Consider the following 15,069-nt stretch of genomic DNA (forward strand, 5'->3'; position numbering starts at 1 on the left):
TCCGCCCCCCCCTTTTTTTATCGAAAGCAGGTGACTTCTTGACATTAAAACTGCGGCTCTATGTATATACGGTCATTGCTCTCGGTGTCATTCTCCTCATTGGACTTGGTCTGCCGGAGAGCCCTGCGGAAGTTACGGCGATAGTTGTTTTCGGCGTGATTGCCATGCTTTTCGAGGCTTTATCGATTGAAGCGCTGCTTGGCAAATCTACCATTTCCGTTAGTTATGTTCCCATCATAACGGTGGCATTACTTTTTGATGTGCAGGTGGCGGCTTGGGTCGGTGCACTGAGTAGTCTCAATGTAAAGGAGATTATGGGTGGTAAGCCCTTGTTGCGAAATCTCTTCAATTTCGCGCAAGTGGCAGTTTCTGGAGCAGCTGCAGGGGCCGCTTATGCATACGTTGGCGGAAGTGCTCGGGAAGTGGACATGATTTTTGGCGCGAGTGTTGTTGTGGGTGTGTTGGCTTTACTACTTGTCAACGCTTTGCTCACTGGCGTTGCGGTCAGTTTGTCTGAACGGGTGGGGTTAGTGAAAGTGCTTCGGCTTATGCTAGGTAGCGGTGGTCTTGCCTATGTGGTTACTGCCCCTCTCGCCGTACTCACGGCGGTGCTCTACATCCATGTGGGCTACGTGGGGGTCATACTCTCCCTGCTGCCGCTATTCCTCGCCCGCATGTCGCTTAAACTCTACCGCGATATGCGCCAGCACTACTTAGAGACAGTGCAGGCCCTAGCGCAGGCCATCGACGCCAAAGACACTTACACGCGGGGGCACTCTGGGCGGGTGGGCATCTATGCGGTCGATATTGCCCGCCGCATGGGCTGGCAGGGCGATAAGCTCGAGCAAATGTACTTTACGGCCTTGCTGCACGATATTGGCAAAATAGGCGTGCGAGACCACGTTCTTACCAAGGACGGCCGCCTGTCGCAGGCGGAGCGCGCAGAAATAAACAACCACCCCTCGCTAGGCGCGGATATTGTCCTCAAAATAGCTTACTTAAAGGAGGGCGCCGACTACATACGCCATCACCACGAGCATTTTAGTGGGGAAGGCTACCCAAGCCAGCTCGCGGGCGAGACCATACCGCTTGGGGCGCGTATTATCGCCGTGGCCGACGCCTTTGACGCCATGACCTCTGTGCGCAGTTACCAAGACCCGCGCACCCTACCTGAGGCGCTACAAGAATTGCGCCACTGTAGCGGCAGCCAGTTTGACCCCGAGGTCGTGGAAACTTTTGTCGGGGCCTTAAGGAGCTATGACGACATAGCCGAGTACACGCGCGAGGCCGCCGCCGTGAACCTCAGTTCTCTTGCGGGGGTTTCCTTGCAGTGATACAATAAACACAGGTGTGCATGGCTTTCCGAGTGAAAGCCTGTTTTGTTAGGAGGAAAATTATGCTGGGGTTTATCAAGAACTTGTTTGACTCCAATGCGCGTGAGATTAAGCGTCTAGAAAAAGTAGTAGCCGATATAAACTCTCTTGAGCCGAAATTTGTCGCTTTGTCTGACACTGCCTTACGCGCTAAGACAGGGGAATTTCGCGCGCGCCTGCAGGGCGGCGCGACTTTAGACAGCCTGCTGCCAGAAGCATTTGCGGCAGTGCGCGAGGCGAGCCGGCGTGTTATCGGCCAGCGGCATTTTGACGTGCAGCTGCTCGGCGGCATGGTTTTGCACCAAGGGCGTATCGCCGAAATGAAGACAGGCGAAGGCAAGACTCTAGTCGCCACTCTTCCTGCCTACCTCAATGCCCTGCAGGGCAAGGGTGTGCATGTTATAACCGTTAACGACTACCTCGCCCGTCTGCACAGTGAGTGGATGGGGCAGATTTATCACTTCTTGGGCCTTGAAGTGGGGCTTATTGTGCATGGGATTGACTTTGCGGCCAGAAAACGCGCTTATGCCGCCGATATCACCTACGGCACCAATAACGAATTTGGCTTTGACTACCTGCGCGACAACATGGTGCACGACCCCGCGCACATGGTGCAGCGTGAGCTTCATCATGCCATCGTCGACGAAGTAGACAGCATACTTATTGATGAGGCGCGCACCCCGCTGATTATTTCGGGGCAGGGGGAGCAGTCGACCGACCTCTACCACCGCTTTGCCCGCCTAGTGCGCACCTTTCGCGAAGACATAGACTACACCGTGGACGAGAAAATGAAGACGGTGACCCCGACCGAAGTGGCCGTGCACAAGACGGAGAAGGCTTTTGGCGTGGAGAACCTCTTTGATAACAACAATATCTCCCTGCAGCATCATCTCAACCAGGCCATACGCGCCAAAGCGCTGATGAAGCTCGACCGCGACTATGTGGTGAAAGACGACGAAGTAATTATTGTCGACGAGTTCACAGGCCGCCTGATGTATGGGCGCCGTTACAGCGCGGGGCTGCACCAAGCCATTGAGGCTAAAGAAGGCGTGACCATCGAAAAAGAGAGCCAGACTCTAGCCAGCATCACCTTCCAGAATTATTTTCGCATGTATACCAAGATCTCTGGCATGACAGGCACCGCTGTAACCGAGGAAGAAGAATTTCGCCATATCTATAAAATGGACGTAGTTGTTTTGCCGACCAACCGCCCCATGATACGCAAAGACATGGCAGATGTGGTCTACAAGACCGAGAAGGCCAAGTATAACGCCGTCATCGAAGACATTATCGCCCGCCACGCCACGGGGCAGCCAGTGCTAGTGGGCACTGTCTCCATCGAAAAATCGGAGTGGCTGAGTGAAATGCTTAAAAAGCGTCGCATCACCCACCAAGTGCTAAATGCCAAGCACCATGAGCGCGAGGCCGAAATTGTCGCACAGGGCGGGCGCAAGGGCACAGTTACCATCGCCACGAACATGGCGGGGCGCGGCACCGATATTATTCTCGGGGGCAATGCCGAGTTTTTGACTCGGCAGGCGCTTATTGCTGCTGGTGTGGCGCCAGAGGCCCTAGTCGATCTCTTTCTGCGCCAAGACCCCGAATCACTCGCCCTGCGCGAGCGCTACCTCTCCGACCTAGCGGCACGTCAAACTATGACGCAGGCCGAGCACGAAGAGGTGGTCAGACTGGGTGGCCTGCACATTATTGGCACGGAGCGCCACGAGGCTCGCCGCATAGATAATCAGTTGCGGGGCCGCGCCGGCCGCCAAGGCGACCCCGGCTCATCGCAGTTCTTTATCTCTCTGGAAGACGATCTTATGCGCCTCTTTGGGGGCGAGACCATGCTTAACTTAATGGATAAGCTAGGCATGGAAGACGACATGCCGATTGAGCACTCGCTGCTTTCGGGCGCCATAGAGCGCGCGCAAAAGCGCGTGGAAAGCCGCAACTTTGACTTGCGCAAGCATGTGCTGGAGTACGACGATGTATTAAACAAGCAGCGCACGATTATCTACCGTCAGCGCCGCGAGGCTTTAAGTGGGCAGCTGGACGGCGTGGTCGAAGCGATGTTTGGCGAAATAATAGACATGGCCCTTGTGGCCTACATCCCCGACAAGACCTATCCCGAAGAGTGGGATGTCACCGGTCTACAGGCAGCCATGGAAGAGTTTGTGCCCTTAGGGGAGCTAGACCCCGAAACATGGCGACAGTTTACCCGCCATGGCCTGCGCGATGAGATTAATGAGCTCTGCCTAGCAGCCTTAGCGCGCCGGCAAAGCGAAGTTGGCGCGGAGCTGTTTAACGACCTCAAGCGGGTGGTGCTGCTACGCATGGTGGACACCAAGTGGATGAGCCACCTCGACAATATGGAGGAGCTGCGCCAAGGCATTGGCCTACGTGCGTACGGACAAAAGGACCCGCTGGTGGAATACAAGCTCGAATCCTACGAAATGTTTCAGCAGATGATTGCCGAAATTAAGCAGGATGTGGTGCGCTATGTCTTCCGCGTGCAAGTCGTCGGCGAACCGCAAGCCGCCCCTGTGGTCAAGGTACGCCCCACGGCGAGCCCTGCCCCACAAGCCGCGCCTCGCGATAGCAAGCTGCTAGGGCGTAATGACCCCTGCCCCTGTGGTAGTGGCAAGAAGTACAAGAAATGTTGTGGACGTGAGTCGTAAGGAGGGGTACCCTTGTTAAACACGGCAGAGTTACGGGCGCAGGCCGCAAAAATGGCACTTTGGGCAGATAGTTTGCGGGGGTCTCTTTGACCTACCGCACAAGCAGCAACGCATCGGGGCTTTAGCAGAACTTACTTCCGCGCTTGATTTTTGGGCAGATGTATCTTCCGCGCAAAAGACACTCGCTGAGCTAAGTGCGCTGCAAAACGAAGTGCGCGCCTGGCAGACACTTAAGGACGAGGCGGTCGATGTAGGCGAGCTGATTGCCCTCGCCGAGGAGCTAGAGGACACCGCGGCGCTAGAGGGTGTGCCGCTTCGCCTCACCGCTCTCGAAGGGCAGCTTACAGAACTTGAGTTGCGTCTTTTACTAGCCGGACCCTATGCCAGAAACCACTGCATAGTTGAGCTGCACCCTGGCGCGGGCGGTGTAGATTCGCAAGACTGGGCCTCCATGCTCATGCGTATGTACATCCGCTATGCGGAAAAACGTGGTTTCGGAGTGGAAGTACTTGACTACTTGGCCGGAGACGAGGCGGGGCTAAAAAGTGTCTCCCTGCTCGTGAAGGGCGAGTTTGCTTACGGCTACCTGCATGCCGAGAAGGGCGTTCATCGCCTTGTTAGGCTCTCACCTTTCGACTCCTCCGGGCGCAGGCACACCTCTTTTGCCTCGGTATCTGTTTTGCCCGTGATTGACGAAGAAGAAGCACTCGAAATTGACCCTGAAGACTTGCGCATAGATACTTATCGGAGCAGCGGGGCGGGGGGACAGAATGTCAACAAAACTGACTCGGCGGTGCGCATCACTCATCTGCCTACTAATATCGTCGTGCAGTGCCAGAACGAACGTTCCCAGCTAAACAATAAAGCCACTGCAATGCGCATGCTGCGCGGCAAACTTATGGAGCGGAGGCTCGAAGAGCAGCAAAAGGAGATTGATCGGCTACGGGGCGATATCGGGGAGATCGCCTGGGGCAATCAGATACGCTCTTATGTCTTTCATCCCTACAACATGGTCAAAGACCACCGCACGGGCGAAGAAACGGGCAATGTGCAGGGCGTTATGGATGGCGCACTAGACCCCTTCATTGATGCTTTTCTGCGCTGGCAGGCCAAACGCTGACACAGGCATAAGCCAGCAGGTACTTGACACCTTGGTCTGACTTCAGGTGCTACACCAGCAATAGGGAGTAGTTTGGATTGTCTAGAACGGGAGGAAGAGTATGAAGAAAACCTTGCTCTGGATGTTGCTCGTAGCTTTTGTACTGTCGGTAGTTACTTTTCTAGCGCCGCATCTTATCGCCCGCGGAATCGAAATGGGCCTCTATCGTACCCTGGGGGCCGATGTTTCTGTGCGGCTGGCCAGCTACCCTTCGCTAAGGCTATTGCTCGGCCAATTTGAGCAGATTGAAATCGAAGCCAAGAACGTGAGCCTAGGGGGTCTGGTAGCCAATCAGTACGCCCTAGTCGCCGAGAATGTTGCCGTCAACATGCGTGAGCTACTCATGAAGCGCGAAGTGCGTTTTCGTAACGAGGGCCAGATGCAGGTGCGCGTGGTGGTAGAAGAGGGTGAGTTAAGCAAACTCTTGTGGGAGCGTATCCCCGAGCTGCGGGGTTGGCGCATACAGCTCCATGCAGGAAGGGTGACGGTGCTCGGGCAGGTGCCCCTTCTTAACGCCAAAGTAGATATCGCTGTGCAGGGTAAATTTGTGGCCGTGGGCCAAGATAAGATTGCCTTTGTCCCAGAAGGGGTAGAAATTCTCGGCGCTCCGCTCCCTGCGGCCTTAGTAAACGCCGTCATGCAGGATACGCAGTTTCATATAGATTTAGCTGCGGCACCTATGCCGCTTGAGCTCTTGGATGTTAAAATGGAACCGGGCCAGCTCATTGTGGTGGCTCGTGTCTTGCGTTGAAAGGTGTTGTGCATGGTCCGCCGACTAACTGTTCTGCTTTTAATCGTCATTGTTCTCAGTACTGTGACCATACTCGGGGAGCGGCACCAGGTGGAGCGACAGAATAAGCAAGTCGCGCTCTTTATGGATGGCACCGACTTGTACTATCGCTCCCGCGAGAAGTCTCTTGACTTGACGCTGTACCTGCGCCAGCTTAAGGAGGCAGGTCTTTACGGCATCGCCAGCCATGTTGTTCCTCTGCGCGACAAGGCGCTACTTGGTGATGTAGTGATAAAGGCTGCGGGGGCCGATGCCGCCCTGTACGCAGAAGCCTTAGGTTTGCGTCGCCCCTTGCCTACCCAATCCCTAGTGCATGTAAAAGTTCCGGCCCTGCAGGAACCCATTACGAGGCTGATCGAAGAACTTTCGCCTGGTCTTGAGGTGACCATTTTTGGTCCCGTAGTCTATACGGAAATCCCTTTTGAAAGGCTGCGACGGGCCAGCCTTGGTTTTTCGCCTACCCTCCTCGCGGCTATTGACGAGGTAGGGCTGGCGTTTTTGCCCGTGTTTTCGCCTTACACAGGTAGCTCCGTGCGCGAAATGGCCGCCTACCTTACTTCGCGCGACGTGGCAGGGGTGATGTTCACCGGCAACCGCTTGGCTGAAGACTTGTCGGGCGTGGATAAACTCAAAGAAGTTATTAGCGAGAGAAATTTAAGGCTGTACTGGTTACAGCGGCACGATACCCTGCGCGGCTACGTTCCCTTGGTAGGGGTGGAGGGCATTTTAACCGACGAGAGCCGCATCATTCGTGCCTTTCGTCCTTCGCGTATTGAGACCAACAACCCCCTCGTCACGCCTTACAGCATGACCGACCGCTGGTTAGGCTCCGTAAAAGAATACAATGTGCGTGCCATCTACATGCGACCGTTTTATCGTGAGCCAGACATCGCCTACAATGTCGAATATGTGCGTCTCTTGGCCGCTAGTCTTCAGAAGGCGGGTTTTACCTTGGGCTCGGCCGAGGCTTTTACAAGGTTTTACCCCTCGCCCTGGCAGTTTTACTTGGTGGGCCTAGGCATCGCCCTCATCGGCGTCGCCTTAGTGCGTAAGTTTAAATTTCCGCCTATCCTTGGAGCACTCGGCATGGCCGGGGTTGCGCTCGGGCAAGTTTTGCTGCTGACCCCCTGGAGCGTCGAAGTGCGACTGGCAGTAGCACTTGTCGGGGCCATTCTAGCCAGTTTCGCGGGGCTCGCCCTGTGGAAAGACGAGAAGTTGTGGTGGAAGAGCTTTCTCCTCATTAATGGCACCTCGCTCGGGCTCGGGCTTCTGGTCGCCAGCTACCTAAGTGACTACTACTTTATAGCTGAGTTTCGTTACTTTCGCGGGGTCAAGCTGCAGTATGCGGCTCCGCTGGTAATTTTGGCGGCGCTGCTCTTTCTGCCAAGGCTAAGACAGCTCTTTGGCGAAGTAAAAGATGAAATTAGACGAGTGGGGCTCCTTGGGGCGGCCCTCCTTTTAATGCTCCTGGCCTGGGCACTAGCCGTTTTTATCTGGCGTTCGGGGCATGTGCACTCCATCAGTCAGTTTGAGCTCGAGCTGCGCTTCTGGCTAGAGGAAGTGCTCATCGCTCGTCCCCGTTTTAAAGAAATACTTATCCACCCTGTGCTACTAGTCATTCTCTATTTTCGCAGCCGGCTTTCGCGCTTAGTCTTTGAGGGCGGGCTAGTGGTGGCTGCTATTGCTCAAGTCTCTATCGTCAACACCTTTATGCATTTGCGCACTCCCCTCGCGCATTCCTTGCTCCGAGTCTTTCATGGGCTGTGGATAGGGGCCATCTTAGGAGTACTGGCCATAGTCGTTTTACGGCAGCTCATCGCCCGCTACGTAGTCCTCGCGGGGAGGGCAGTCAAACGATGAAGGTGGTGCATATTAATGGCGGGGGAGAAACGGGTGGCGGCAAGAGCCACCTCGTGACCCTACTGCCGCATCTCCGGGCCGCGGGATGCGACGCTTCTTTAATTGTGTTTACCCATGGCTTGCTAGAACAGGAAGCCATGGCGGTGGGCGTTCCTACCACTTGCTTAGGCGTGAGTCGCATGATGTCTTACAAGCTCTTTCAGCGGCTCCATCAACTTTTAAAGGCTGAAAAACCCAACCTTGTGCATACCCATGGCGGCAGAGCTAACCTTTACGGGCGCCTGGCGGCAAGGCTGGCTGGCATTCAATGCGTCGTCACGACCGTGCATAGCTATAGCGACCTCGATTACAACAAGGCCTGGCACAACACTTGGTTTTCCCTTGTGGACAGGCTCACTTGGTTTTTTACCGATTACTTTATCGCCGTCTCGCACCACTTAAGAGACTCTTTCACCATGCGCGGCGTCTCACCTAGCCGTATTGCCGTGGTCCATAATGGCATAGCCCCGTGGCAGGGGGAAAAAATTGACCTGCGACTCCGCTTCGCACTGGGGTCAGGGCCGGTGCTGTGCGCTGTAGGGCGCTTCGTGCCTGTTAAACGGTTTGATGTGCTCATTAGAGCCATGAGTCAAGTGCTGGCCGCGTTTCCTGAGGCCAGCTTGGTGCTGGTCGGCGAGGGACCAGAAGAGGGGGCCATGCGTGCCCTAGCACAGTCTCTCGGTCTAGAAAAGAGGCTGTTCTTTGTAGGTTACCGGACTGATGCTAGAGCCATGCTTAGTAGTGCCGATGCCTTTGTTATGTCTTCAGACATGGAGGGCCTACCCATAGTGCTCTTAGAGGCCTTGGCCGCCCATGTTCCGGTCGTCGCCACGCGCGTGGGGGGTATCCCCGAAGTAGTGGAGGACGACAAAACTGCCCTTTTGGTCCCCAAAAATAGTCCAGAGGCTCTAGGCGAGGCCCTAGTCGCCTGTCTGGCCGATAAGGCGGCAGCAGTGCGTCGCGCCACCCTCGGTCGACAATGGTTTATGGAGAACGGCACGGCAGAGGCCATGACGCTTAAAACACTGGCTCTCTATAAAAAGTGGGGAGGTGGCTTATGATGGCCAAAGGCGTCGACGGCGCGATAGTCAGCAGGCGAACGATAGTCATCTTTAGCGCCACTCCCTGGCAGGGCTTAGTTGGGCGTCCCCACCACTTGGCGCGGCACTTCGCCTCGCGTGGTGAGCGTGTGCTCTTCGTCGAGCCGGCCATTACCTGGCTTTCGCCACTGAAAAAGCTCAAGCTCCTTCTAAAGTTTCACTTTGGCAGACTACTGCCCCTAGAAGAGAACTTAGCCGTCCTCACGCCGCCCCCCATCATGCCAGCAGGTTACCGCTTTCGTGCGGTCAATAAGCTTAACCAGACGCTTTTAGAGCGCAGTATCATGACCGCTCTTCGCCGCCTAGACTGGCCCGCAGGCCTAGTAATTACGCACTTGCCTGGCACGGCCGACTTCCCCGGCACTATGCCGCTGCTTTATGAGTGTGTCGATGACCATGCGGCCTTTAGTCAGTATTCCTCCCTGTGGCAGAAAGAAGTGGTACAGGAGCTAGAGTATGATCTCTTGCGGCGGGCGAGAGGAGTAGTAGCTACGGCACAAGTGCTCTTTGCACGGTGCCAAAAATACCATCCGAAGGCGCTACTGATTGGGAATGGAGCGGCAGTGGAGCATTTTTCCGATGCAGCCGGCGGCAAGTCAGGCGCGACCGGACTTAGTGGCCTAGTAGCAGGATTTTATGGCGGCATTGGTGCCTGGGTGGACTTAGAGCTCATCGCTAGGGCGGCGGAGCTGGCGCCCCACTGGTCGTTTTACTTGGCGGGGCCGCGCGAAGGCTCTGTAGAGCTGCCTCGTTTTCCGGGCAATGTGTTCTTGCCTGGTTTTATACCCTTTGCTGAGTTGCCTCCTATCTTGGCCGACTTTGATGTGGCCCTTGTTCCCTTTAAAACCAATGAACTGACGATAAGCGTTAATCCCATCAAGCTCTATGAGTACTTCGCCGCCGGTAAGCCGGTGCTTGTTGCGGATATCCCAGAGCTCACCCGTTGGGGGGAGTTAGTCTACCCTGTGACTTCAGCCTCGGACTTGGTGGCGGCACTAGAAACTGCCTGCCATGAAAGCGCGGAATTAAAGGCGAAGCGCCAGCAGGTAGCCATGGATAATTCATGGGCAGCGAAGGTTGACCTGCTCCTTGACTACATGAAAGGTTTAGGGCTATGACGAGAACATTTATTATGGCCTTTATTGGCGCGGGTAATTTAGGTGACGAAGCCATTTTGGCAGGCACACTGGCCGCCTGGCGTCAGGCGGGGGTGGCCGACCCCCTAGTTTTTTCTTGGCAGCCAGAGGAGACAGCGCGTCTGCACCAAGTCACGTCTTTGCCGATAGAGCCAGGACTAGGGGGTCTTACCAGCTACGCCCGCCATTTACAGCGGGGGGATCTCGTTCTCTTAGGAGGGGGTAGCCTGCTGCAGGATGGCGAGCGGCGTATTGTCCCCTTTTGGCTGTCTCGCGCCCTCGTGGCGCGCCTCTGTGGCTGCCGCGTGGTGTTTCACGCGCAGGGTATTGGCCCTCTAAGAAGCGTCAGCGCTAGATTGGCCGTGCGCTACTTAGTCCCTTTGACCGCCCACCTCGTCACACTGCGCGACGAGGCCTCCATGGCTTTCGTGCGGCGGGCTCGCCCACGTCTTGTGGCCGACCCCGCCCTCTTGCTGCCGGCAGGGGAGCGCCATGTGGTGCCTAGGCGAGTGGTTGTGGCTTTACGCCCCTCGCGATATTACTTGGCAGAGGAAGAACAGCTCTTACAGGTACTCACACGACTTAAGCATGCGCTGGACATAGAGTATATCTTCGTGCCCATGCATTATCCCGACGACTATGCCCTCGCCCTGCGCTGCGCCGCGCACACCGGGGGGCAGGCACTAGCCAAGCTCACTTTGACGGAATTACGCACCTTACTGGCTTCAGCCGAACTAGTAATTGCCATGCGCCTACATGCGGCCATTTTGGCGGCCGGGGTGCTGACACCCATAGTGGGGCTCGCCTACGACCCCAAGATACTTGCTTTTTTTTCTAGCCTGGGTCTACAAACTGCTGTCGTGCCTTGGGGAGTGCATTTTTCGGGAGATCGCTTCTTTGACACGGTAAGTGAAGTTTACCAGGGGCGCACAGAATACCAAGCGCTCCTACAAAGAGAAGTACCTCTGGCCAAGGCGAAGGCTGCCGCAGCCGTCTCCTGGGCCTTAGAGTTAGCGGGGAGGGAGTAGCGATGGGCCAGACCGTAACTATACTGGGCGTAGAGGTTTCGTCCCGCACCATGGCCGAGACCGTCGAGGAAGCGCTGCGCCTTATGGCCTGCCGCCGCGGCCAGATTGTCACTGCCAATGCCGAGATACTCTATACAGCACACCGAGACAAAGACTTCTACGCCGTACTGCGCGAGGCAGAGCTCATTACCGCCGATGGTATGGGCGCCGTCTTGGCTGCTCGCCTGCTTGGCCACCCTGTGCCGGAGCGAGTTAGTGGTTACGACTTGCTGCTGCAGTTAGCGGGTAGGGCGGCGGAGCGAGGCCTGCGCGTGTTTCTCTTGGGGGGCAAGCCTGGTGTAGCCGAGAAAGCGGCTCTTAAGCTTAGAGCTCTATACCCCGGGCTCCAAATTGCCGGCACGAGGCATGGATATTTTACGGACAGTGAAGTAACAGCCGTTATCAGCGAAGTGACCGCTAGCTCGCCTGACTTGCTACTAGCCGCCTTGGGGCTACGAGGTGAGTTTCTACTGGCTCGACACAAAGACGCACTCCACTGTGCCAGCATGCAGGTGGGCGGCAGCTTCGATGTGTTGGCCGGAGTGGCAGAGCGCGCACCGCTATACTTGCAGAGGGCAGGCCTCGAATGGGCCTTTAGACTATACAAAGAGCCATGGCGCTACAAACGCATGCTGTCATTGCCCAAATTCATTGTGACAGTGCTACTAACGCGTAGCCAAAGGCAGGAAAGGGAGGTCAAAAAATGAACACGGTACTACTGAAAGAAAAAGCACAGGAGATGCGTCGCCTCATTATGCAGAGCATTGCGGAGGCCGGATCGGGGCACCCTGGTGGTTCCCTTTCGCTGGTCGAGATTATGTCCTACCTATACTTTTTTGAGGCTGAACTACATGAGAGCGACCCTTTGTGGCCAGAGCGCGACCGCATAATTCTTTCTAAGGGGCATGCCGCACCGGTGCTCTATGCCGCCTTGGCCTGTCGTGGCTACCTGCCGCAGGAAGAAGTACTGACTCTCCGCAAACTGGGCTCTCGCCTGCAAGGCCACCCAGATATGCGGAAACTACCCGGGGTCGAGATGTCGACAGGTTCACTCGGACAAGGCTTGTCGGTTGCGAGCGGGCTAGCGCTAGGTCTACGGCTCGGGAAAAAGCCACAGCGTGTTTTTGCCATACTGGGCGACGGCGAGTTGCAAGAAGGCCAAGTGTGGGAAGCCGCCTTGACCGCAGCGCACTTTAAACTTAATAATCTCACGGCCATCATCGACAACAATGGCCTGCAAATCGATGGTGCGACTACCGATGTTAAGTCCCTGCAGCCCCTCGCTGATAAATGGCAGGCCTTCGGCTGGCAGACTGTCACGGTAGACGGTCACTCCTACCACGACCTGTACCGCGGTTTTCGCAGCGTCCGCGACGAGCGGCCGCTAGCCATTATCGCGCGTACCATCAAGGGTAAGGGCGTCACCTACATGGAGAATATCGCCGATTGGCACGGCAAGGCGCCTTCCCTAGAACAATCGCGACAATACCTAGAGAGTAGCGGAGGTGAAGAAAATGTCGGTTAAACTTGAAGCGACCCGCGATGCCTATGGCCGGGCTCTCCTGTACTTGGGTGAGCACTGTCCCGAAGTGGTTGTCCTTGATGCGGATCTTTCAAAATCTACTAAGACCGCGGTTTTTGCCGCCAAGCATCCCGAGCGGTTCTTTAATATCGGCATTTCAGAGGCCGACTTAGTAGGTACGGCCTGTGGACTGGCCCTAGCTGGGCTAAAGCCCTTTGCCAGCACCTTTGCCATCTTTGCCACTGGTCGCGCCTATGACCAAGTGCGTAATAGTGTCGCCTACCCCTACCTCCCCGTAGTCATTGCCGCCACCCATGCCGGGCTGACTGTGGGCCCCGACGGAGGCTCGCATCAATCTCTCGAGGATATCGCCCTAATGCGGGTGCTCCCCCATATGCAAGTGTGGGTTCCGGCCGATGGCGAAGAAGCCTACCAGATGATTCTCGCCGCAGCAAAGGCCAAGGGGCCAGTATACGTGCGCCTGGGCAGACAACCAGTGCCCCCTGTTTCGCCTCTTGGTTACAGCTTTGTCCCGGGGAAAGCCGTCGTCTACGGCGAAAGTGGAGCAGTGGCCCTTATCGCTTGCGGGGTGATGGTGGCCGAAGCCTTAAAGACAGCGCACAGTCTGCGGGAGCAGGGCGTTTCCTGCCAGGTCATTAACATGAGTAGTATCAAGCCCCTTGACACTGCCGTGCTAGATAAAGCCGCCGCAGAGAGCCGTCTATTGGTCACTATTGAGGAGCACCAAAAAGCAGGCGGCCTTGGCAGCGCCTGTTTAGAGCACCTAGCTTTACACTCGCGCCGTCCACCCCTGCTCGCCATAGGTGTTGAAGACGTATTCGGTCAGTCTGGCGAGCCACAAGAGCTCTTAGAGCACTACGGATTGACGTCGGCAAGCATCACTACGAAGGTTCTCGCACAGCTCTCGGCAATATAGGCGGTAATATAGGTAGTCCCTGACACTGTCATTGGCCATGTCGATATGGTATGATTTCTCGGGATTGATAATTGCCTCACAGGGCAGTAATGAAAGGCGGAAACACTTTGCGCAACGTTCCTTATCGCATCTATGTCGCTATCGCATGTTTTTTCATGACCCTGTGCTTGGGGACTCTCTATGCTTGGCCTATTTTCATTCCACACCTCGAAGCAGAGTTTGGTTGGAGCCGTGCGACTGTGACCCTGCCCTTTACCGTAGCCTCAGTAGTGTTGTCTCTGGGCATGGTGCCCGCCGGGCGACTACAAGACATCAAGGGGCCTAAGTCGCTGGTGGCGATGTGTGCGGTATTGGTGCTTATAGGCTATGTCCTTAGTTCTTTCGCCACTAATATTATTTGGCTGGTGGTGACCTATGGTCTTATTCTTGGTAGCGCCATTGCCGCTGGCTACATGGCCTCGGTGGGTGGAGGACTTAAATGGTTTCCTGACATGAAAGGAACAGCAACCGGGATCTTGGTCGGCGGTTTTGGGCTCGGGGCCGCAGTGTTTGGCCCTATAGCACAGCAGATGATTGAGGCCGTCGGTTGGCGTCAGAGTTTCATTATCTTAGGTATTGCCTTCTCGATTGTGATCGGCATTATCTCATTGATTGTTAAGAACCCACCTGCGGGGTGGACGCCGCAGGCCAAGAACGGCAAGAAGCAAGGCGGCTTGGGTCGTGTTTCACCCGAGTATACGGGTCTTGAGTTCTCTCCTAAGCAGATGCTCAGAACTCCGCAGTTTTGGCTGATGTGGGTGCAGTATTTCCTAGTGCTATCAGCAGGCTTTTCCATCTTGGTGCACCTCAAGCCCTTGGCCGAGGAGTTTGCGGGCTTTACACCTATGGCGGCAGCAGGGCTAGTGTCCCTTATCTCCGCTTCTAATTTTACCGGACGCTTCTTCCTTAGCCCTCTCTCTGATGTGATTGGGCGTATCAAGTCATTTAACATGATTGCGGTGCTCATGACGGCTGCCACTGCCTCGGCGGCGGTCGCGATACTGATGGATATCCCCAGTGTCTTATTTTTTACAGCTATTGCGGGTGGCGTAGCTTTTGGTGGCTATCTAGCCCTGTCTCCTGCCTTTACTGCCGATATGTGGGGGAGCAAAAATTTCGGTATTAACTATGGGCTCATGTTCACTGCTTGGGGTGCCGCCTCATTTGCCGGACCGTTTTTTGCCGGTCTAGCCTACGACCTAACTGGTGGTTATATTCCTGCTTACATTGTTTTCTCTCTGCTTTGTATCCCTGCCGTAGTGATTACGACCAGTTTCGTCAAGCCTTCTGGGCTGATTGCCTTTGCTAAAGCCCATGGGCTTGGGTCCTAGCATATTTCCCTAGCGGCAAATACGGAAAGGTGTAGTTC

The 15,069-nt window shown here is 55.7% G+C and carries 12 protein-coding genes; all 12 read left to right on the plus strand.

The window, feature by feature from the left end:
* The first annotated feature begins 38 nt into the window (after positions 1-38).
* The 12 genes from KGZ92_02420 (at position 39) to KGZ92_02475 (ending at position 15,031) form a co-directional block, all read left to right on the plus strand.
* Entirely contained in the window at positions 39-1,334 is a 1,296-nt protein-coding gene (locus KGZ92_02420; protein ID MBS3888141.1) for an HD-GYP domain-containing protein, read from the plus strand.
* A 62-nt stretch (positions 1,335-1,396) separates the two neighbouring features.
* A complete protein-coding gene (gene secA / locus KGZ92_02425) occupies positions 1,397-4,051 on the plus strand; it encodes a preprotein translocase subunit SecA (GenBank protein MBS3888142.1) in 2,655 nt (884 codons plus the stop codon).
* Between the two features lie 67 nt (positions 4,052-4,118).
* Complete coding sequence (gene prfB / locus KGZ92_02430; protein ID MBS3888143.1) at positions 4,119-5,171, plus strand: peptide chain release factor 2; 1,053 nt, start codon at positions 4,119-4,121, stop codon at positions 5,169-5,171.
* Positions 5,172-5,271: 100 nt separating this feature from the next.
* A complete protein-coding gene (locus tag KGZ92_02435) occupies positions 5,272-5,961 on the plus strand; it encodes a DUF2993 domain-containing protein (GenBank protein MBS3888144.1) in 690 nt (229 codons plus the stop codon).
* A gap of 12 nt (positions 5,962-5,973) precedes the next feature.
* A complete protein-coding gene (locus KGZ92_02440; protein MBS3888145.1) occupies positions 5,974-7,860 on the plus strand; it encodes a hypothetical protein in 1,887 nt (628 codons plus the stop codon).
* Complete coding sequence (locus KGZ92_02445; protein ID MBS3888146.1) at positions 7,857-8,960, plus strand: glycosyltransferase; 1,104 nt, start codon at positions 7,857-7,859, stop codon at positions 8,958-8,960. The genes KGZ92_02440 and KGZ92_02445 overlap by 4 nt, the downstream gene beginning before the upstream one ends.
* Positions 8,957-10,117 carry a glycosyltransferase gene (locus KGZ92_02450; protein MBS3888147.1) on the plus strand — a complete coding sequence of 387 codons (1,161 nt, stop codon included), beginning with the start codon at positions 8,957-8,959 and terminating at the stop codon, positions 10,115-10,117. Before KGZ92_02445 ends, KGZ92_02450 begins: the two co-directional genes overlap by 4 nt.
* A complete protein-coding gene (locus KGZ92_02455; GenBank protein ID MBS3888148.1) occupies positions 10,114-11,163 on the plus strand; it encodes a polysaccharide pyruvyl transferase family protein in 1,050 nt (349 codons plus the stop codon). The genes KGZ92_02450 and KGZ92_02455 overlap by 4 nt, the downstream gene beginning before the upstream one ends.
* Before the next feature lie 2 nt (positions 11,164-11,165).
* Positions 11,166-11,909, plus strand: coding sequence for a WecB/TagA/CpsF family glycosyltransferase (locus KGZ92_02460; protein ID MBS3888149.1), 744 nt, complete (start codon positions 11,166-11,168; stop codon positions 11,907-11,909).
* Entirely contained in the window at positions 11,906-12,727 is an 822-nt protein-coding gene (locus KGZ92_02465) for a transketolase (protein ID MBS3888150.1), read from the plus strand. The genes KGZ92_02460 and KGZ92_02465 overlap by 4 nt, the downstream gene beginning before the upstream one ends.
* Complete coding sequence (locus KGZ92_02470) at positions 12,717-13,661, plus strand: transketolase family protein (protein ID MBS3888151.1); 945 nt, start codon at positions 12,717-12,719, stop codon at positions 13,659-13,661. The genes KGZ92_02465 and KGZ92_02470 overlap by 11 nt, the downstream gene beginning before the upstream one ends.
* 107 nt (positions 13,662-13,768) lie before the next feature.
* Positions 13,769-15,031, plus strand: coding sequence for an OFA family MFS transporter (locus tag KGZ92_02475; protein MBS3888152.1), 1,263 nt, complete (start codon positions 13,769-13,771; stop codon positions 15,029-15,031).
* Positions 15,032-15,069 lie beyond the last annotated feature (38 nt).

The sequence above is a fragment of the Bacillota bacterium genome, assembly GCA_018333655.1.
GTDB lineage: Bacteria > Bacillota > UBA994 > UBA994 > UBA994 > BS524.